General features: G+C 73.2%; 18 protein-coding genes and 1 pseudogene. 8 read left to right on the top strand and 11 right to left on the bottom strand.

Annotation, left to right across the window (positions count from 1 at the left end; all coding sequences use genetic code 11):
* Positions 1–44 precede the first annotated feature (44 nt).
* Complete coding sequence (locus ACFZB3_RS29640) at positions 45–437, bottom strand: DUF5997 family protein (RefSeq protein WP_391380515.1); 393 nt, start codon at positions 435–437, stop codon at positions 45–47.
* A gap of 173 nt (positions 438–610) precedes the next feature.
* On the opposite strand from ACFZB3_RS29640, the gene ACFZB3_RS29635 reads away from it, so the two are divergent.
* On the top strand, positions 611–1411 hold the full coding sequence (locus ACFZB3_RS29635; RefSeq protein WP_391380513.1) for a LysR substrate-binding domain-containing protein: 801 nt from the start codon (positions 611–613) through the stop codon (positions 1409–1411).
* A gap of 141 nt (positions 1412–1552) precedes the next feature.
* Positions 1553–2584, top strand: a complete 1032-nt coding sequence (locus ACFZB3_RS29630) for a methyltransferase (RefSeq protein WP_391380511.1) — start codon at positions 1553–1555, stop codon at positions 2582–2584.
* A 153-nt stretch (positions 2585–2737) separates the two neighbouring features.
* Here ACFZB3_RS29630 and ACFZB3_RS29625 read toward each other — a convergent pair whose 3' ends face one another.
* From ACFZB3_RS29625 to ACFZB3_RS29615, 3 genes are all read right to left on the bottom strand, one after another.
* Positions 2738–4219 carry a DHA2 family efflux MFS transporter permease subunit gene (locus ACFZB3_RS29625; RefSeq protein WP_391380509.1) on the bottom strand — a complete coding sequence of 494 codons (1482 nt, stop codon included), beginning with the start codon at positions 4217–4219 and terminating at the stop codon, positions 2738–2740.
* Between the two features lie 154 nt (positions 4220–4373).
* Positions 4374–5051, bottom strand: a complete 678-nt coding sequence (locus ACFZB3_RS29620; RefSeq protein WP_391380507.1) for an HAD-IA family hydrolase — start codon at positions 5049–5051, stop codon at positions 4374–4376.
* Positions 5052–5066: 15 nt separating this feature from the next.
* The gene (locus ACFZB3_RS29615; protein ID WP_391380505.1) at positions 5067–5543 is read right to left on the bottom strand and encodes an Lrp/AsnC ligand binding domain-containing protein; all 477 of its coding nucleotides are present in this window, start codon (positions 5541–5543) and stop codon (positions 5067–5069) included.
* 214 nt (positions 5544–5757) lie between these two features.
* On the opposite strand from ACFZB3_RS29615, the gene ACFZB3_RS29610 reads away from it, so the two are divergent.
* Together ACFZB3_RS29610 and ACFZB3_RS29605 are read left to right on the top strand one after the other, a co-directional pair.
* Positions 5758–7245, top strand: coding sequence for an FUSC family protein (locus tag ACFZB3_RS29610; protein WP_391380503.1), 1488 nt, complete (start codon positions 5758–5760; stop codon positions 7243–7245).
* Between the two features lie 123 nt (positions 7246–7368).
* A complete protein-coding gene (locus ACFZB3_RS29605) occupies positions 7369–8400 on the top strand; it encodes a beta-propeller fold lactonase family protein (protein ID WP_391380501.1) in 1032 nt (343 codons plus the stop codon).
* A 175-nt stretch (positions 8401–8575) separates the two neighbouring features.
* On the opposite strand, the gene ACFZB3_RS29600 is transcribed toward ACFZB3_RS29605, so the two are convergent.
* Both ACFZB3_RS29600 and ACFZB3_RS29595 read right to left on the bottom strand, forming a co-directional pair.
* Positions 8576–9499, bottom strand: coding sequence for a sirohydrochlorin chelatase (locus ACFZB3_RS29600; protein ID WP_391380499.1), 924 nt, complete (start codon positions 9497–9499; stop codon positions 8576–8578).
* 142 nt (positions 9500–9641) lie between these two features.
* Entirely contained in the window at positions 9642–10571 is a 930-nt protein-coding gene (locus tag ACFZB3_RS29595) for a BadF/BadG/BcrA/BcrD ATPase family protein (RefSeq protein WP_391380645.1), read from the bottom strand.
* 342 nt (positions 10572–10913) lie between these two features.
* Between ACFZB3_RS29595 and ACFZB3_RS29590 the strand changes: the two genes are divergently transcribed.
* The 4 genes and pseudogenes from ACFZB3_RS29590 to ACFZB3_RS29575 all read left to right on the top strand — a co-directional run bounded on the left by ACFZB3_RS29590 (position 10914) and on the right by ACFZB3_RS29575 (position 13007).
* The gene (locus ACFZB3_RS29590) at positions 10914–11591 is read left to right on the top strand and encodes a uracil-DNA glycosylase (RefSeq protein ID WP_391380497.1); all 678 of its coding nucleotides are present in this window, start codon (positions 10914–10916) and stop codon (positions 11589–11591) included.
* 248 nt (positions 11592–11839) lie between these two features.
* Positions 11840–12307 carry a cupin domain-containing protein gene (locus tag ACFZB3_RS29585; protein WP_391380495.1) on the top strand — a complete coding sequence of 156 codons (468 nt, stop codon included), beginning with the start codon at positions 11840–11842 and terminating at the stop codon, positions 12305–12307.
* 131 nt (positions 12308–12438) lie between these two features.
* Positions 12439–12864, top strand: a pseudogene (locus ACFZB3_RS29580) (helix-turn-helix domain-containing protein); the annotation flags it as partial.
* Positions 12840–13007, top strand: a complete 168-nt coding sequence (locus ACFZB3_RS29575; protein WP_391380652.1) for a hypothetical protein — start codon at positions 12840–12842, stop codon at positions 13005–13007. The pseudogene ACFZB3_RS29580 and the gene ACFZB3_RS29575, both read left to right, overlap by 25 nt.
* A gap of 86 nt (positions 13008–13093) precedes the next feature.
* Here the strand turns inward: ACFZB3_RS29575 and ACFZB3_RS29570 are convergent, their stop codons facing one another.
* From ACFZB3_RS29570 to ACFZB3_RS29550, 5 genes are all read right to left on the bottom strand, one after another.
* Positions 13094–14191 (bottom strand): HAD-IIIC family phosphatase, encoded by a 1098-nt coding sequence (locus tag ACFZB3_RS29570; RefSeq protein ID WP_391380493.1) that lies wholly within the window; start codon positions 14189–14191, stop codon positions 13094–13096.
* Between the two features lie 29 nt (positions 14192–14220).
* On the bottom strand, positions 14221–15318 hold the full coding sequence (locus tag ACFZB3_RS29565) for an acyl-CoA dehydrogenase family protein (RefSeq protein ID WP_391380491.1): 1098 nt from the start codon (positions 15316–15318) through the stop codon (positions 14221–14223).
* The gene (locus ACFZB3_RS29560) at positions 15311–15577 is read right to left on the bottom strand and encodes a phosphopantetheine-binding protein (RefSeq protein ID WP_391380489.1); all 267 of its coding nucleotides are present in this window, start codon (positions 15575–15577) and stop codon (positions 15311–15313) included. The genes ACFZB3_RS29565 and ACFZB3_RS29560 overlap by 8 nt, the downstream gene beginning before the upstream one ends.
* Positions 15574–16428, bottom strand: a complete 855-nt coding sequence (locus tag ACFZB3_RS29555) for a 3-hydroxyacyl-CoA dehydrogenase NAD-binding domain-containing protein (RefSeq protein ID WP_391380487.1) — start codon at positions 16426–16428, stop codon at positions 15574–15576. Before ACFZB3_RS29555 ends, ACFZB3_RS29560 begins: the two co-directional genes overlap by 4 nt.
* A gap of 150 nt (positions 16429–16578) precedes the next feature.
* The gene (locus tag ACFZB3_RS29550; protein ID WP_391380485.1) at positions 16579–17247 is read right to left on the bottom strand and encodes a class I SAM-dependent methyltransferase; all 669 of its coding nucleotides are present in this window, start codon (positions 17245–17247) and stop codon (positions 16579–16581) included.
* Between the last annotated feature and the right edge of the window lie 478 nt (positions 17248–17725).

Below are 17725 nucleotides of genomic sequence, written 5' to 3'. Positions count from 1 at the left end.
GGGTTGCCGGGTCCGGGGCCGTAAGGAGGCAGGCGGGAGGGGCCTCAGCCCTGACCCGACTCCTGCTCCCGCTTCAGGTTCTTCAGCCGCACGGTCTCCTTGCGGACCTCGGCCTGCGTGGCGCGCTCCTTCTCCAGCCACTCGGGCAGTTCGCGCTTGAGTTCCTCGATCTGCTCGGTGGTGAGCGGTTCCGTCACCCCGCCGCGCGCCAGTCCGGCGATGGACACCCCCAGCTTGGCGGCGACCACCGGACGCGGGTGCGGCCCGTCGGCCTGCAGCTCGCGCAGCCACTCGGGCGGATTGCTCTGGAGTTCGGCCAGCTCGGCGCGCGAGACGACGCCCTCCTGGAAGGCGGCGGGCGTGGCGGGCAGGTACACGCCCAGCTTCTTCGCCGCGGTCGCGGGCTTCATCGTCTGGGCGGTCTGGTGCGAACTCATGAGGTCAAGGGTATCGGCCGGGCGCGGCAGCCCCGACCACGGCCGACGGCGCGGGCCGCGCACCGCCCCGGGGCAGCCCGCCCCCGGGCGGAGCCGGGGCTTCCGCGCCCGCTGCCGAGGGTCCGGGCGCGGCCGGTGCCGGGCGGCCGTCCGCCGCCCGTTAACCTGGGCTGGTGACAGGCTCGGAGGAAACACCGTCGTTCCGGCTCGCGTACGTCCCCGGCGTGACGCCCGCCAAATGGGTTCGGATCTGGAACGAGCGCCTGCCCGGCGTCCCCCTCACCCTCCTCCAGGTCCCCGCCGCCGAGGCGCCCGGCCTGCTGCGCGCGGGTGACGCGGACGCCGGTCTCCTGCGGCTTCCGGTGGACCGTACGTTCTTCAGCGCGATCCCCCTCTACAGCGAGACCACCGTGGTCGTCGTCCCCAAGGACCACGTGATCACGGCGGCCGAGGAGGTCACCGTCGCCGACCTCGCCGACGAGGTCCTCTTCCACCCCCTCGACGACGTCTTCGACTGGGACGCCCCGCCCGGCGAGCCCGCCTTCGAGCGCCCCGCGACCACCGAGGACGCCGTCGAGCTGGTCGCCGCCGGTGTCGGCCTCCTGGTCGTCCCGCAGTCCCTGGCCCGCCTGTACCACCGCCGGGACCTCACCTACCGGCCGCTCACCGACGGCCCGGAGTCGACCGTCGCCCTGTCCTGGCCCGAGGAGGCCACCACGGACCTGGTCGACGACTTCATCGGCATCGTCCGCGGCCGCACGGTCAACAGCACCCGCGGCCGCCAGGCAGCGGGGACCCCGAAGCCGGCGCAGACGGCGGGGGCCGCACCGGAGAAGGCCGGACGGACGCGGAAGCCGGCCGCCACGGGCAAGGCGACGCCGGGCGCCCGCACCGCACGCGCGCGTGCCACCGGCGCGAAGTCCGCCAACCCCGCCAAGCCCGCGAAACGCGGCAAGCCCCGCCGTCGCTCGTAGGCGGCGGCCGGACCGGCCCCGCCCTGCCTCACACCCGCTCCCGATCTGCTCCCGCGCGCCCCGATCACGTTCCGTGATAACGGTCCCGCGCGGTGTCACGATGCCTGCGGACATCCCGGACATCCACCGCTGGAGGCGCCCGTGAGCCCGCAAGCCGCCCCGGACGAATTCGTCGACCCCCGTGCGTCGTCCGCGTTCCTCGTCGACGAATCGCTCGGCTACCTGTTCCCGGCCGCCCTGCGCGCCGCCGCGGTCGTGGGCGTGGCCGACCACCTGGCCCACGGCCCGCGCACCCCGGCCGAACTGGCCGAGGCCACCGGCACGGACCCGCGCAACCTCCACCGGGTGCTCCGGCTGCTGGCCACCCGCGGTGTCTTCGAGGAGGACGCGGGCGGCCGCTTCCGGCTCACCGCCGCCGGGGACGCGCTGCGCACCGACGCACCCTGTTCGGCGCGTTCCGCCGTCCTGATGAACACCGACCGCAGCATGTGGCTGCCCACCGCCGACCTGAGCCGGTGCGTGACCGAGGGGACCTCCGCGTTCGAGCACCTCTTCGGGCTGCCGTTCTTCGACTACTTCGGGCAGGACGAGGACACCGCCGACGTCTTCCACTGCGGCATGGCCGCGATGTCCGACGCCGAGAACGAGCCCATCGCCGCCGCCTGCGACCTCCCGCCCACCGGGACGGTCGTCGACGTCGGCGGCGGCCACGGCGGGCTGCTGCTGGCCGTCCTCGACCGCCACCAGGGTCTGCACGGCGTGCTGTACGACCGCCCGCACGTGCTGGCCGGACACCGGCTGGACACGCCCGGGACCGCCGGACGCTGGTCCACCGAGTCCGGCGACTTCTTCACGGCCGTACCGGAGGGCGACGTCCTCGTACTGAAGCGGATCATGCACGACTGGGAGGACGAACAGTGCGTCACCGTCCTGGACCGCTGCCGCGCCGCGCTCGCGCCGGGCGGGCGCGTCCTGGTCGTCGACGCGGTGGTCCCGCCGGGCAACGCACCCCATCAGGCCAAGGCGCTCGACCTGCTGCTCATGGCGTGCCTGGTGGGCCGGGAACGCACCGAGGCGGAGTTCGCGGCCCTGTTCGAGTCCGCCGGTCTGAAGCTGTCGAGGGTGGTGCCGACGCCGACCGTGCTCTCGGTGGTGGAGGCGGTGGCCGCGTGAGCGCTCCGCCGGAAGCGCCGCCGTCTGCCGTCTGCCGTCTGCCGTTTGTCCACTGCGGCGCCGTCGTGGCTGGTCGCGCAGTTCCCCCCAGCCTTCGGCCGGGGGGTACCCCAGCGCCCCTTCGGACGCTGCATCGGACCTGCTTGGCCATGGTCAGGGCGCCAGGCTCTCGGCCTCCGGCATCTCCTGTGTCTCCTGCGTCCGCGGCGCCTTCGCATGCTCTCCCAGATCGGCCACCGCCAGGCCCAGCGCCACCAGGATGAACCCGACGGAGGTGAGCAGGCCCAGCTGAAGCGCCTCGGTGGCCGGGCCGTGGTGCGCCAGGTGGGCGAAGTACACCGAGCCCACCACCGCGATCCCGGCCGCCGAGCCGACGCGCTGGCCGGTCTGCAGCACCCCGCCGGCCGCACCGGCACGCTTCACCGGGACGCGGGTCAGGGTGAGCGTGGTGTTGGGGGAGACCGTGATGCCGGAGCCGAGGCCGCCGACGATCATCGGCACCGCCGCGGCCCACCCGAAGCTGTCCAGCGGCACCAGCCGCACCACCGCGATGATGCCGAGCAGCCCCAGCGCCACCCCGGCGAGCCCGACGACCACCACCTTGCGTCCGTGGCGCACCACCAGCCGGCCGCCCAGGGCCGCGCCGACGGCCGAGGCGACCGCGAACGGCAGCACCGCCACCCCGGCCGCCAGCGCGCTGTATCCGGCCGCGTTCTGCAGGAACAGGGCGAGGACGAAGAAGACCGTGGTGAAGCCGGCGAAGTACGACAGGCTGATCAGCGCGCCGAGGGTGAAGGACCGCATCGAGAACAGGCTCAGATCGAGCAGGGGCGCCTGTCCGAGCCGGCCCTGCCGCCGCTCCCACACCCAGAACAGGCCGAGCAGCACCGCGCCCAGCGGCAGCAGCGCCCACTTCTCCCGTCCGGTCCACTGCTGCTCCTGCACCAGCGGCAGCATCAGCGCGAGCACGCCGCAGCCGAGGAGCAGCACCCCGAGCGGGTCGAACCGCTCCCGCCGGTCCGCCGACGCCGGGAAACGGGGCAGCAGCCGCAGGCCCGCGGCGAACGCGGCGACGCCGATGGGCAGGTTGACGAAGAACACCCACCGCCAGCCGTCGTCGGTGCCCACGGCGTCGATGATCACTCCGCCCGCCAGCGGGCCGACCGCCGTCGAGACCCCGATGACGCTGCCGAGCAGCCCGAAGGCCTTGGCGCGTTCGGAGCCGTGGAACATCTGCTGGATCAGTGCCGAGGTCTGCGGCGCGACCATGCCCGCGGCCGCGCCCTGGATCAGCCGGAAAACCACCAGCCGGTCGGGGCTCGTCGCGAGCCCGCAGGCCGCCGAGGCCACCGTGAACACGGCGAGCCCGACCAGGAAGGCCTGGCGCCGCCCGCGCAGGTCGCCGAGCCGCCCGGCCGGGACCAGCGCCAGCCCGAAGACCAGCGCGTACCCGGAGACGACCCAGGCCTGGGCGGCCTCCGTGGCGCCCAGGCCGTGCTCCATCGAGGGCAGCGCCACGTTGACGATCGAGGTGTCGAGCAGCGAGATGAAGCCGGCTGCGAGACAGACCCCGAGCGCCTTCCACCGCCGGTCGTCGGTGGCCGGTTGCTGCGGGTCTGCCCAGGTCGTGGTCATGCGGCCACGCTAAGCAGGCATTCCGGGCATCGCACGACCGGCGGAGCGAACGGATGGCCGGACTGGTCCTTCCGGGTGACGGCCCGGGCGGCTGCCGAGGGGCGTCCACAGCCGGGTGTCCGTCGCCGGGCGTCTGCCGCCGGGCGGCCGCCGTTCAGGACGACGTGAGCCAGTCGTAGGCCGCGCGTGCGGTGAACTCCGCCTGGCCGCCGCGCAGCAGAAGGTCGGCCGTGCCGAACCGGTCGGCCTGGGCGGTCACATAGGGCACTGCGATGCAGCGCATCCCGGCGGCGTGCGCCGCTGCCACGCCCGGAGCGGCGTCCTCCAGCACCACGCACTCGGCCGGTGCGGCGCCGAGGCGGCGGGCCGCCTCCAGGAAGACGTCCGGTGCCGGTTTGCCGCGCGGCACCTCGTCGGCGGAGACGGCCGTGCGCAGATACGTGCCGAGGCCCGTGCCGGCCAGGATCGCCTCGACCGCCTCCGGAGAGGAGCCGGAGGCCACCGCGGACGGGATGCCCTCGGCCGCCAGCAGCTCCACGAACTTCCGCATCTCCGGGTACACGCGCGTGCGGGACCGGGCCAGCTCCAGATAGCACCGGTTCGCCTCCGCGAGCAGCTCCGCCACCGGGGGCCGCAGTCCGTGCCGGTCGCGCAGCAGGGCCACCGTCTCCAGCGTGCTGATGCCCACGAGGCGCTCGTGCTCCGCCCAGGTGTACTCCGTGACGCCGTGCCCGGCCAGCAGCTGCCGCGTCGCCTCGTAGTAGTTCGGCTCGCTGTCCACGAGTGTTCCGTCGAGATCGAAGATGACCGCGAGGCCGCCGAGATCGCTCATGGGACCAGGATGCCGTTACCCGCGTGCGGCCCGGCCGACGGACTCCACCAGCGGCAGCAGCCGGTGCGGAACCCTCTCGCGCAGCGCCACCTCGGTGCGGGTGCGCACCACGCCCGGCAGGCTGATCAGCTTCTGGATCACGTCCTCCAGGTGCGCGTTGTCCCGGGCCACCACCCGGGTCAGCAGATCCCCGCCGCCCGTGATCGAGAACGCCTCCACGATCTCCGGTACGGCGGCCAGCGCGTCCCCCACGTCGTCCAGATGTCCCTGGGTGACCTCGATGTGCACGAAGGCCAGCACCGGGTGGCCGAGTGCGCCGGGGGAGAGGGAGGGACCGGTGCCCGTGATCACACCGTCCCGCTCCAGCCGGTCCAGCCGGGCCTGGAGCGTGCCCCGGGCGACCCCGAGGATCCGGGCGTACTCGCGCACGCTGGTGCGCGGCTGCTCCAGCAGCAGCCGCAGGATGCGGGTGTCGAGCTCGTCCACGGTCATGGCCCACGACTGTACCAATGGCTCAGCGGAGTTCCCGCCCGACCTGGACCATTGGCATTTCGGCTGCCATCAGGAGTCTCGCCGGATCGGACCATTGGCACAGCGGAATCGACGTCACTTGAGCCAGCTGCCCCTCCGGTGCTCTCATGGGTGGGTCGATGGCGCTGCGGATCCCCGCGGCGCCTTTTCCGTGCCGTCCGCGGGAGGGGAAGCAGTGCTGAAGAGGGTGTTCGTGGCTCCGGACCCGGGGCGGGTGCGGCTGCGGTTCGCCGCGCGCGCCGTGCTGGGCATCGGCCTCGCCGTCGTGGTCTGCGCACTGGCCGGGCACTCCCTCACCGGCGCCGTCACCGGCGGTCTCGCCGCGCTGCTCGCGCTGTTCACCGTCGCCGACACCACGGTGCGCGGACAGGCCGTCACCACCGCGCTGCTGCCCGCCGTGGGCCTGCCGGTGCTCGCGGCCGCGGCCGAGCTGCACGACCTCCCGGTCGTCCGCGACCTGGTCTTCCTCGCCGTGGTCGGCGCGGGCGTGTACGCGCGCCGCTGGGGGCCGCGCGGCCACAGCCTGGGCGTGTTCGCCTTCATGACCTTCTTCGTCGCCCAGTTCCTGCACGCCACCCCCGGACAGCTGCCCGAGCTGTACGCCGCCGTCCTGCTCTCCGTGCTCGGCGCCGCCGCCGTCCGGTTCGGCCTCTGGTGCTACGAGCGCCGGCTGCCCACGCCGCCGGTTCCCGCTCCGCCCGCCGGCACCGGCCTGGCCCGGGTGACCACCCGGCAGGCGGTCCAGGCGACCGCGGGCGCGGGTTTCGCGCTGGTCGCCGGCCAGCTGGTGTCCGGCCAGCGCTGGTACTGGGCGGTCGGAGCCACCTGGTGGATCTTCGTGAACACCGCTTCGCGCGGCGAGACCCTGGTGCGCGGCTTCCGCCGGGTCCTCGGCACCCTCATCGGCATCGCGCTCGGCCTGCTGGTCGCCGCCCCGGTGCACGGCGCCCCGGTCCCCACCGCCGCCCTGGTCGCCGTCGCCGTCTTCGGCATCTTCTACACGGCCGCCGTCTCCTACACCTGGATGATGCTCTGGGTGACCTTCCTCGCCGGACTGCTCTACGGCCTCCTCGGCGTCCTCACCCCCGGCCTGCTGGCGCTGCGGCTGGCCGAGACCGCGGTGGGCGCCCTCGGTGCCGTACTCGCCGTGCTGTTCGTGCTGCCGGTCACCACCCACCTCACCACCGACGCCTGGATCCGGCGCGCCCTGCGCTGCGTGCACGCCGGCACGGCCGAGGCCGCCGCCCGGCTGGCCGGCTCCGCCACCGCCGACCCGGCACCCCGGGTGGCCGAACTGGAGCAGCTCCTCGCCCGGGTACGGCTCTCGGTCGCGCCGCTCGTGCACCCGCTCAACCCGATGCGCGGCCGCAAGCGCCGCGCCCGCCGCGTCCTCGCCCTGCTGGACGACTGCGCCCGCGAGATCCGGGGCCTGGCCGCGGTCGCCGCCGACCCGGAGGCCTCGCACGACGCCCGGCTGGCCGCGGCCTGCTGGCGCGTCGAGGCCGCCGTCGAGGCGCTCACCAGGGGCTCCGAACACATCACCGCTCCCACCGAGCCGCCCGCCGAACCCGCCCTCGCCCATCTGCACGGCCTGGAGCGCGCCCTGTCCGAACTCGCCGAGCCGCTGCGCACCCCCTCGGGCTCACCCCTGGTCGGCGCCTGAGACGCGCCGCCCCGCACGCCCTGGTCTAGACCGCAAGCTGCTACCGTCGGCCCCGGGCGGGCTCGTACGGACTCGCACCGGCTCGTACCGGCTCGTGGTGGCTCGCAGCGATAGGGGACAGCGGTGGCAGACGGCGACAGGCGGCGGAGGGCGTTCATCGGGTCGTTCACGGCCGCGGGCGGCCCGGGGGTCGTCACGGCGGCGGTCCGTCCGGACAGCGGCGCCCTGGCCCTCCTGGAGAGCGTCGACGGTGTCCCCGACCCGTCGTATCTGGCGCTGGCGCCCGGCGGGCGCACCCTGTACGCGGTCAGCGAGACCGCCGACGGCGCGGTGGCCGCGTACCACGTCCACGACGACAAGCCGCGCCTCGCCGGGCCGCCGGTCCCGGTCGACGCCAGCGGGCCCACCCACCTCAGCGTCTTCGACGGCCATGTCCTGACCGCCAACTACGGCTCCGGCAGCGTCACCGCCGTCCCCGTCCGCCCCGACGGCACCCTCGCCCCCGCCCCCTCCGGGCTGCTCCAGCACACCGGCTCGGGGCCGCACGAACGGCGCCAGCGCGGCCCGCACGCCCACCAGGTGCAGCCCGACCCCAGCGGCCACTGGGCGGTCAGCGTGGACCTGGGCACCGACTCGGTCCGCGTCTGCACCCTGGACGAGGGCACCCCCGCCCTGCACCGGGAGTTCGCCCTGCGCCCCGGCTCCGGCCCCCGCCACCTGGCCTTCCACCCGGGCGGGCGGTACGCCTACGTCGTCAACGAACTCACCCCGACCGTGACCGTCTGCCGCTGGGACGCCGGCTCCGGCATCCTCAAACCGCTCACCGAGACCCCGGTCCTGCCCGGTGCCCCGGCCGGCGACGCCTACCCGTCCGGCATCGCCGTCTCGCCCGACGGCCGTTTCGTCTGGACGGCCACCAGGGGCGAGGACGTCCTGACCACGTTCACGGTCGACGGGGACCAGCTGCACCTGACGGCCACGGTCCCCTGCGGGGGCCACTGGCCGCGGGCGATCACCGAGTCGGGCGGCTTCCTCTACGCCGCCAACGAGCGCTCCGGCAACATCACGTGGTTCACCCTCGACCGGCGGACGGGCCAGCCCCGCTACGACGGCTCGGTGGAGATCCCGGCACCTTCCTGCATCGTCTTCGACTGAGGCGGCCCCGTCTTCAGCGCCCCGTCTTCAGCGCCCCGCAAGGGGCGGGGGGCACCGCGCGGCCGGCCCCCGCCTCCCCGCAGCCGGACACCGACCGCATCCCCCGGCAAGAAAAGGGACCCGCTCCCCTCAAGGAACGGGCCCTCACCTCATGTCGGCCGACGCGCGAAGCGCATCAACGCACCGGCGCACCCTGCGGCTGCTGCGGAGCGATCCCAAGCGCCGTCGTGTACTTGGCCAGCGCCAGCTTCCCGATCGCCGGGTACGCTCCCAGCGGCTCGGCGGTGGCGCAACCGGCCTCCTCCGCGGCCGCGGCCAGCAGCGCCGCGTCGATCTCCGGCCCTATCAGGTACGGCGCCAGCGCCAGCTGCTGCGAGCCCGAACCCCGCAGCTGCTCGGCGACGGAGGCGATCGAACCCTCCTGGTCCAGCGCCGCGGCCATCACCGGCACGGCCAGCCGCGCGGCGAGCAGCATGCCGGTGATCCCGGCGGCCTGCACGGCCTCGTCGCCGCCCACGGACGCGAGGACGATGCCGTCCGCCGCCGTCGCCACGGTGAACAGCCTGGCACGGTCGGCACGGGCCAGCCCCGCCTCCGAGAGGCGCACGTGCAGCGCCTCGGCGAGCAGCGGGTGCGGGCCGAGGACGTCGGTCAGGTCGGCGGCGACCCGGCTCTCCATGACCGCGTGGCGGACCTGGCGCAGCAGCGCGCTGTCCGGACCTGCCAGCAGCGGTACGACGACGGCGACCGGGCCGTCCGGGGCCTTGATCCCCTCGACGCCGGCGGCGACGGCCTGCTCGTAGCGGGCGGTGCGCTCCTCGGCGGCACGGGCGAGCACGGACTGGAGGGTGGGGAACTCCGCGTCCTCCCCGTCCAGGTACCCGATGCGGGCGTCCAGACCGGGCAGCTCGGAGCGGGCGATGCTCACGACCTCCTCGGCGAGGCCGCGCGTGGCCGCGCTGGGCGTACCCGGCACCGCGAGGACGAGCGCGGGCGCGTCCTCGGGAGCCACCAGCGGCTCGGGGCGGCGGTGCCGTCCGGGCTGGCGGGGGCGCGGCATTCGTACAGGCAGGCCGGCGGGCCCAGTGGGGGAGCTCATGGCGCCGCATGTTACTGGCTATCTGGGCTCCCTTGTTCGGGGAGGGTGCAGGTGAGCGGTATCCGTCCGGTTTTGTCTGATGAGTTACGCATGATTCGGAGGTGATCCCGTCATCTGTCGGACACTTCGTGGCTCAGTGGGATCAATAGCCTTTTTTCTGTACACGTTTTATGTGTACGACGGAGAGCAGTTTTTCATCACCCGGCAGAGTGAGCCGCCCGGTGGCCAGGTCACCCGCGACGCGTACCGCCCCGTACAGCGGATCGCCCTCCGCCGGCACCTGCCGCGCCTGCGGGAGCAGCCGCGGCAGTTCCTCGGCCAGCGGTACGAGAAGCGGGTCGCCCAGCCTGACCAGGCCGCCGGTGAGGGCGACCAGGGGCTCGCCTTCCGCGGGGCAGACGGCGGCGGCCGACTCGGCCAGGTGCCGGGCGGCGGCGCGCAGGATCGCGGCGGCGACCGGGTCGCCCGCCCCGGCGCAGTCCGCGACGCACGGGGCGAAGGAGGCCAGCACGGCGGGCCGGTCGGCGCGTGGATAGAGCTGTCCCGGCAGCTCGGGCAGCGGGCCGAAGCGGTCCTCGGCACCGGCCCGCAGCGCGGCCGAGCCGCCGTCCCGCCCGTCGAAGGCGCGCAGCGCCGCCTCCAGCCCGGCCCGGCCGATCCAGGCGCCGCTGCCGCAGTCGCCCAGCAGGTGCCCCCAGCCGTCCGCCCGCCGCCACCGGCCGAGATCGGTGCCGATCGCGATCAGCCCGGTCCCGGCGGCGACCACCGCGCCGGGGCGCGGGCCCAGGGCGCCGACGTACGCGGTCACGGCGTCGGCGGCCAGTACGACCGTCCGCACCCCGAGTTCGCGGGCGAGCGCGCCCGGCAGCTCGGCCCGCAGCGCGTCGCCGAGACTGGCCAGCCCGGCGGCGCCGACGACGGCTGACGTCACCTGCCCCAGTCCGTACGAGTCCGCCAATGCCCTTGTCATGGGCAGGAGTTGGGCCATCAGGTGGCCGGGGTCGATGCCCTGCGCCCCGGTCCGCACCGGTTCCCGGGACTCCAGGGGCGCCGACGGCTCGCGGCCCGGCATGCCCACGACGGCCCGCACCCCGCTGCCGCCGGAGTCGACGGCGACGAATCCCGCGGCCCCGGGTCCGCCGTCCCCCTCGCTCACGGCAGACCCGAACCGGGGTCCGGCCCCCGGTCGACGCTGATGCCGAACAGGTCGCCCGGCAGGGTGCGAGGACGACGGCGGAGCGGCTTGACCAGCGGACGCAGTGGGGTCCCCTCCTTCGCGGTGACCGGCCGCGCGCGGCACCGGACCGGTTCGACGACCTTGATCAGGAGGAAGGGTAGCGCCGGAGGCGTCGTGCATGCGCGGGGTCCGGTGCGCCTGTGTGGAACCCGGTGTGTGCCAGTAGGGTGACGCGCTGTGGCACCACGACCCTTGTATGAACTTGTCGAAGCAGGCTGGGCGAAGGCTCTTGAACCTGCGGCCGAACGTATCGCGGCGATGGGGAACTTCCTCCGGGCCGAAGTCGCGGCCGGCCGGACCTACCTGCCGTCCGGGGCGAACGTCCTGCGCGCCTTCCAGCAGCCCTTCGACGACGTGCGCGTCCTGATCGTCGGTCAGGACCCCTATCCCACGCCGGGCATGGCCATCGGGCTGAGCTTCGCGGTGGCGCCCGAGGTGCGTTCGCTGCCGGGGAGTCTGGAGAACATCTTCCGGGAGCTGAACTCCGACCTGGGACTGCCCAGGCCCTCCAACGGCGACCTGACGCCGTGGACGGAGCAGGGGGTGCTGCTGCTCAACAGGGCGCTGACGACGGCGCCGCGCAGTCCCGGCGCGCACCGGGGCAAGGGCTGGGAGGAGGTCACCGAGCAGGCGATCCGGGCGCTCGCGGCGCGTGGCAAGCCGCTGGTGTCCATCCTGTGGGGGCGTGACGCGCGGAATCTGCGCCCGCTGCTCGGCGAGCTCCCGGCGATCGAGTCCGCCCATCCGTCCCCGATGTCGGCGGACCGCGGTTTCTTCGGCTCGCGGCCGTTCAGCCGGGCCAACGACCTGCTGGTCCAGCAGGGGGCACCGGCGGTGGACTGGCGCCTGCCGTAGGCCCCGGTGCGCATGACGGCCCGGAGGGCGGCGGCCCCTGCCCGGGACGGAGGCTCTCCTGGGGCAGGGGGACCGGTGGCGCCATGGCCCGTGCCCTGGACTGGTACCGCTGTTCCTACCCTCGCGACTGGCGGCAGGCCGATCGCCCGGCGGATGATCGAGCAGGCGAACCGGGGCCGGGGCCCGCGGAGTTCGTCACCGGGCACGGCACCTGTCGAGTCCTCCGGCCGCTCAGAACGGACACCGGCATGACCATGGCCTACCTCGCCCAGCCCGACCAGCAGCAGCGCCTCGAATGGCTCGACGGCGGCGAATTCGCCGTGCTCCTGGACAGCGCGGCCACCGCCGGACAGCTGACCGTCGGACGGTTCTCCGTCAGCAGGGGCGAGGCGCCGCCGTACCACACGCACACCCGTGAGGACGAGGTCTTCATGCTGATCAAGGGCAGTGCGCTGCTGTGGTGCGACGACCAGGAGATGGAACTGTCGGAGGGCGGCATAGTCTTCCTGCCCCGGAACGTCCCGCACGGCTACCGCATCACGTCCGACACGGCCGACCTGCTGATGATCTGCACCCCCGGCGGCATCGAGGGCATGTTCCGGCACGCCGGACGCGACCTGGCCACCCCGCGCCCCGAGGGCTTCGAGATCGCACGGGAGCTGATGGCCGAAGCCGCGGACATGTACGGCCAGATCATCGTCGGGCCGCCGCGCTGACCGCCCGCGACTCCGCGCCGTCTTCGACGGCATGAAAACCTCCCTGCCGCTGCCCGCCGGGAAGTGAAGAGTCCGTTGTGCGGCAGCCGAACCACCCTGCGGGTCACGGCAGTTGGCCGACGATGATCTGCATGGAACCGACGAACCACTTCGGCATCGCGCTGCGGGGCCGGCGTGAGCGGGTGTCACCGCAGGACGTCGGGCTGGAGACGGGCGAGATCCGGCGCATCCCCGGGCTGCGCCGTGAGCAACTCGCCCGGCTGGCCGGTCAGTCGGCCGACTACGTGGTCCGGCTGGAACAGGGCCGTGCCCGGCATCCCTCGGCCCAGGTGGTCGCCGCCCTGGCCAGGGCGCTGCGCCTGGACCCGTCCGAGCGTGACCATCTGTTCCGCTGCGCCCGACTCGCACCGCCCGCCACGGGGAACGTGTCCCGGCAGGTGCCCGCGCGGGTGCAGCGGCTGGTGGGCCGGCTGGGAGACATCCCCACCGCGGTCTTCGCCGCCGACTGGACCATCGTCGGCTGGAACGGGATGTGGTCCGCCACGGTCGGCGATCCCCAGGTGACATCGTCCTCGACCTCGACATCCTGACCGCCGCCGGCACCGACCTCAGGATCGTCACCTGCACCGCCGGGGCCGACTCCGCCGACGCGCGGAAACTGGACACCCTGCGCGCCTGTGCCGCCCCGCAGCGCTGCTGACGGGCGGCTTGCCTCCGGGCGCGGGACCGGGTCGACGAGCGAGCCGGACATCCGGCCGGGTCGGGAGCGGTTCAGGAGCAGCGGTCCTACCGGGAAACCCCCTTGGCGAGGTCGGGCGCGTCGAGCGACATGGTGGCCGGGCCGGGGCGTGGCGCGGGGACCAGGTGCAGGCGCTGGACCTCGACGGCCGCGTCGGCGTCGGCCGGTGACTCCTGTCCGTCGAGACATCCGCAGGGCTGGTCGCCGAAGCCGGCGAACCGGTAGGCGATCTCCATCATGCGGTTGCGGGCGGTGCCCCGGAAGTCGGCGTTCAGATGGACTCCGGCCGCGGCGGCCTGGTCGATGAGCCAGTTGAGGACGACCGAGCCGGCACCGAAGGACACCACGCGGCACGACGTCGCCAGCAGCCTGAGGTGCCATGCCCCGGACAGCCGGCGCAGCAGGACCAGGCCCACCGCGCCGTGCGGCCCGAACCGGTCGCCCATGGTGACGACCAGCACCTCGTGCTCGGGGTCGGCCATCAGCCGGCGCAGCGCGGCGTCGTCGTAGTGCACGCCGGTCGCGTTCATCTGACTCGTGCGCAGGGTCAGTTCCTCGACGCGGCTCAGTTCGTCGTCGGTCGCCCTGCTGATCGACATCCACAGACCGAGCGAGCGCAGGAAGTCCTCGTCCGCTCCCTTGTACTCCTCGCGCTCGGCGTCCCGGCGGAAACCGGCCTGGTACATCTCACGGCGCCGCCCGGAGTCCACCGTGACGGTGGCCGGACTGAACTCCGGCAGGCTCAGCAGGTCCGTCACCTGCCCGGCGTCGTAGCAGCGCACCTCCGGCAGGTGGTACGACACCTCGGCGCGCTCGGTCGGTGTGTCGTCGATGAACGCCACCGTGCCGTGCGCGAAGTTGAGCCGTTCGGCGATGGACCGGACCGAGTCCGACTTCGGTCCCCAGCCGATGTGCGGGAGGACGAAGTAGTCGGCCACGCCCAGTTGCTCCAGCCGCTGCCACGCGAGGTCGTGGTCGTTCTTGCTGGACACCGCCTGCAGGATGCCCCGCCGGTCCAGCTCGGCGACGACGTGCCTGACCGCGTCCGTGATCCGGACGTCGTCCCCGTCCGGCAGGATGCCCTGCCACAGTGTGTTGTCGAGATCCCAGACGAGGCACTTCACCGTCGTCGGCCGCTCGGCCATGGGCCGTCTCCTTCGTGAGTCCGACGTCTCTACGAGTGCGACAGCACGTGCTCGGCCAGCATGACCTGGCACAGCTCGCTGCTGCCCTCGATGATCTCCATCAGCTTGGCGTCCCGGTAGGCCCGGGCGACCAGGCCGCTGTTGTCCGCGCCTGCGGATGCCAGGACCTGCACCGCCGCGGCGGCCCCGCGTGCCGCCTGGGTGGCACCGACATGCTTGGCCAGGACGACGGCGGTGACCGCGTCGGTGGCGTTCGCGTCCCAGAGGGCGCTCGCGTGCTCGCACGCCCGAGTGGCGGTCTGTTCCGAGACCAGCAGCTCGGCGAGGTGCCGGCCGACCAGCTGGTGTTCGCCGAGGGGCTTGCCGAACTGCCGGCGGGAGCGGGCATGCGCGCCTGCCGCGGCCAGGCAGGCCCGGAGGATGCCGACGCAGCCCCAGCCCACGGACATCCGCCCGTACGCCAGGACCAGCGTGACCAGCATCGGGAGCGGCATTCCCGCCCCGCCCAGCAGCCGGTGTGCCGGTACCCGGACGTCCGCGAGGCGGATCGTGGAGTGTCCGGCGGCCCGGCAGCCGAGCGGATCGGGAACCCGCTCGACGGTGACGCCGGGAGTGTCCGCGGGGATCACGACGGCCGCGCCGCCGTCGCCGTACCGTCCGAAGACCACCAGTTCGTCGGCGTAGTGGGCGGCGGTGATCCACACCTTGGTGCCGTTCACCACCACGTCGTCCCCGTCGGGGCGGACGGTGGTGGTCATGGCGGAGACGTCGCTGCCCGCCCCGGCCTCGCTGAAGCCGACGGCCGCCAGCCGGCCTCCGACCAGGCCGCTCAGGAGTTCGGTCTGCTGCCGGGCGTCACCGAGGCGCTGGACGGCCCAGGCGGCCATGCCCTGGGAGGTCATCACGCTCCGCAGCGAGCTGCACAGGCTCCCGACGTGCGCGGTGAACTCGCCGCCGCGGGCGCTGTTCAGGCCGAGACCGCCGTACTCCTGCGGGACCTGGGCGCAGAGCATGCCGCGTGCGGACATCTTCCGCAGCAACTCGTGCGGGATCAGCCCGGTCCGGTCCCAGTGGCCGGCCCGGTCACCCACCAGCTCGGTGACCTCGGCGGCCAGCTGGTCAGGCACGGGTGTTCCCGCCCAGCCGGGTGACGAGCAGGACCATCGAGTCGACCGTGCGGAAGTTCTCCAGGCGCATGTCGGCGCCGCCGATGGAGATGCCGAACGTCTTCTCCAGGTGGACCACCAGCTCCATGGCGAACAGTGAGGAGAGCCCACCGGTCGCGAAGATGTCGGCGCCGGGGTCCCAGCTCGTCTTGGTCCTGGCCTCGACGAAGGCCAGGACGGCCGCCTGGACGTCCGCGGGCCGGTCTGTCGGGACGGTCATGTCGTGCTCTCCTCGTACTCGTAGAAACCGCGTCCGGTCTTCCGGCCGTGGTGGCCGTCGGCGACCTTCTGCAGGAGCAGGTCGCAGGGGCGGCAGCCCTCGTCGCCGGTGCGCTTGAGCAGCACCCACAGGGAGTCGACGAGGTTGTCGATGCCGATGAGGTCCGCCGTGCGCAGCGGTCCGGTGGGGTGGCCCAGGCAGCCCTGCATCAGCGCGTCGACGTCCTCGGCGGACGCCGTGCCCTGCTGGACCACCCGTGCCGCGTCGTTGATCATCGGGTGCAGCAGACGGCTGGTGACGAAGCCGGGTGCGTCGCGGACCACCACGGGCCTGCGGCCGACCTCGTGGAGCAGGCCGCGTACCGCCTCCAGGGCCGTCTCACCGGTGCGCACGCCGCGGATGACCTCGGTGGTGCCGATCAGGGCCGGCGGGTTCATGAAGTGCGTGCCGATCAGGTCGGCGGGGCGGAGTACGGCGTCGGCCAGCTCGTCGATGGGGATCGAGGACGTGTTGGAGACGATCGGGGTCCCCGGAGGCACGAGCGCGGAGACCTCGGACAGCACCGCGTTCTTCAGGCCGGCGTCCTCGGTGATCGCCTCGATCACCAGCCGCGCGCCGCGGACCGCGGACACCTCGCCGTGCGGGCTCACCTCGCCCTGGGCACGGTCCGGGGGCAGGGCGCCCATCAGCTGGGCCATGCGCAGTTCCTGACGGATCCTGCCGGGCGCGCGCGTCAGTTTCCCGGGGTCGTTGTCCACCAGCCGTACCGGCAGGCCGTGGCCCGCCAGGAGCGTGGTGATACCCACGCCCATCACACCGGCACCGAGTACCGCGATCGGCTCGGTCGTCATCGTCGCTCCTGCTTTCTGGGCATGACTCGTACTCGGCGGCCGAGTACCGGCCGAGTACACGGACAGGCGGCCGCCGGGGTCCGGCGGGAGCCGGGACGCCCCGCACGGCCGTCCCGCCGCCGCGGATCGGGCCGCGGCGGCGGGGCGTCGTCAGGCGGATCGCTTGCGGGCGAGGGTGATGCCGTCGGCCATCGGGAGCAGGGACACGTCGACCCGCTCGTCCTCGCGCAGGAAGGCGTTGAACGCGCGGATCGCGACGGTGTCGGCGTCCTGGGCCTCCGGATCCACCACCCGCCCGAAGAACAGGGTGTTGTCCACCACCACGAGACCGCCCGGGCGCAGCAGCTCCAGCGACTTCTCGTAGTAGTGCAGGTAACCGGTCTTGTCCGCGTCGATGAAGACCAGGTCGAAGTGGCCGGCGCCGTGCTCCTGGCGCAGCGCGTCGAGGGTGTCGCCGGCGTCGCCGATCCGCAGCTCGATGCGGTCCTCGACGTCCGCCTTCCGCCAGTGGTCGACCGCGATGCCGGGCCAGCGGTCGGTGATGTCGCAGGTCGTCAGGCGGCCCCCGGACGGAAGGGCACGCGCCATGCACAGCGTGCTGTAACCGGTGAAGGTGCCGATCTCGAGGACGTTGACCGCGCCGGTCAGGCCGACCAGGAGGGCGAGGAGCTGTCCCTCCTCCGGCGACACCTGCATCGCGGCACCCCCGGGCAGCTGCGCGGTGAACTCGCGGAGGGCGGTCAGTACCGGATCCTCCCTGAGCGAGACCTCGCGGAGATACGCATGCAATGTATCGGAGAAAGCGAGTTGTTCGGCCATCGTGTAATCCCGTCGGCAAACGTCCGTTTTGCGCGGAGTGAAGTGGGGTTTGACCGCGGCGGCCTTCGGTGTCGTGGTGGTGAATGGCCCCGGGTGATTACCGCGTTGAATATACGAAGGGTTATTTTGAATTTAGTTGCTGATGGCTCCGGTCTGACGGGGGAGGGGCGCCCGGATTGCGGCCGAGTTAAAAGCGGAGTGCCTCGGGGCCTCCTGTCGCGGCTTTGTCGTCGAGTGGTTCCGGTGAAACCTCCGGGTCGCCTGCCGTGAATGGCCATACCCTGCTTGTCTACCCTGCGTGCGATCGGCTTGTCCAGCCCGGCAGAGATCTCAAGTGCCTTGCTGCGGAGGTGATCTGAAGCACTGTGGGCGGTTTCCGGACTGGCGCGAACCTGCTGCTCGGGGCCCTCTCATCCCGATACGCGGGGTCTGTCCAGTTGGCGGTGGATATAAAGCGGAGAAGGGCTCGCATTCCAGG

The organism is Streptomyces sp. NPDC008092 (genome assembly GCF_042957285.1).
Taxonomy (GTDB): domain Bacteria; phylum Actinomycetota; class Actinomycetes; order Streptomycetales; family Streptomycetaceae; genus Streptomyces.
This window is presented reverse-complemented; position numbering and strand designations above follow the sequence as displayed.

What these genes read in the sequence shown, in the direction of transcription:
- ACFZB3_RS29640 (WP_391380515.1), bottom strand. Translation starts at nt 437, where the DNA reads ATGAGTTCGCACCAGACCGCCCAGACGATGAAGCCCGCGACCGCGGCG.
- ACFZB3_RS29625 (WP_391380509.1), bottom strand. Translation starts at nt 4,219, where the DNA reads ATGACCACGACCTGGGCAGACCCGCAGCAACCGGCCACCGACGACCGG.
- ACFZB3_RS29620 (WP_391380507.1), bottom strand. Translation starts at nt 5,051, where the DNA reads ATGAGCGATCTCGGCGGCCTCGCGGTCATCTTCGATCTCGACGGAACA.
- ACFZB3_RS29615 (WP_391380505.1), bottom strand. Translation starts at nt 5,543, where the DNA reads ATGACCGTGGACGAGCTCGACACCCGCATCCTGCGGCTGCTGCTGGAG.
- ACFZB3_RS29600 (WP_391380499.1), bottom strand. Translation starts at nt 9,499, where the DNA reads ATGAGCTCCCCCACTGGGCCCGCCGGCCTGCCTGTACGAATGCCGCGC.
- ACFZB3_RS29595 (WP_391380645.1), bottom strand. Translation starts at nt 10,571, where the DNA reads ATGCCGGGCCGCGAGCCGTCGGCGCCCCTGGAGTCCCGGGAACCGGTG.
- ACFZB3_RS29585 (WP_391380495.1), top strand. Translation starts at nt 11,840, where the DNA reads ATGACCATGGCCTACCTCGCCCAGCCCGACCAGCAGCAGCGCCTCGAA.
- ACFZB3_RS29570 (WP_391380493.1), bottom strand. Translation starts at nt 14,191, where the DNA reads ATGGCCGAGCGGCCGACGACGGTGAAGTGCCTCGTCTGGGATCTCGAC.
- ACFZB3_RS29560 (WP_391380489.1), bottom strand. Translation starts at nt 15,577, where the DNA reads ATGACCGTCCCGACAGACCGGCCCGCGGACGTCCAGGCGGCCGTCCTG.
- ACFZB3_RS29555 (WP_391380487.1), bottom strand. Translation starts at nt 16,428, where the DNA reads ATGACGACCGAGCCGATCGCGGTACTCGGTGCCGGTGTGATGGGCGTG.
- ACFZB3_RS29550 (WP_391380485.1), bottom strand. Translation starts at nt 17,247, where the DNA reads ATGGCCGAACAACTCGCTTTCTCCGATACATTGCATGCGTATCTCCGC.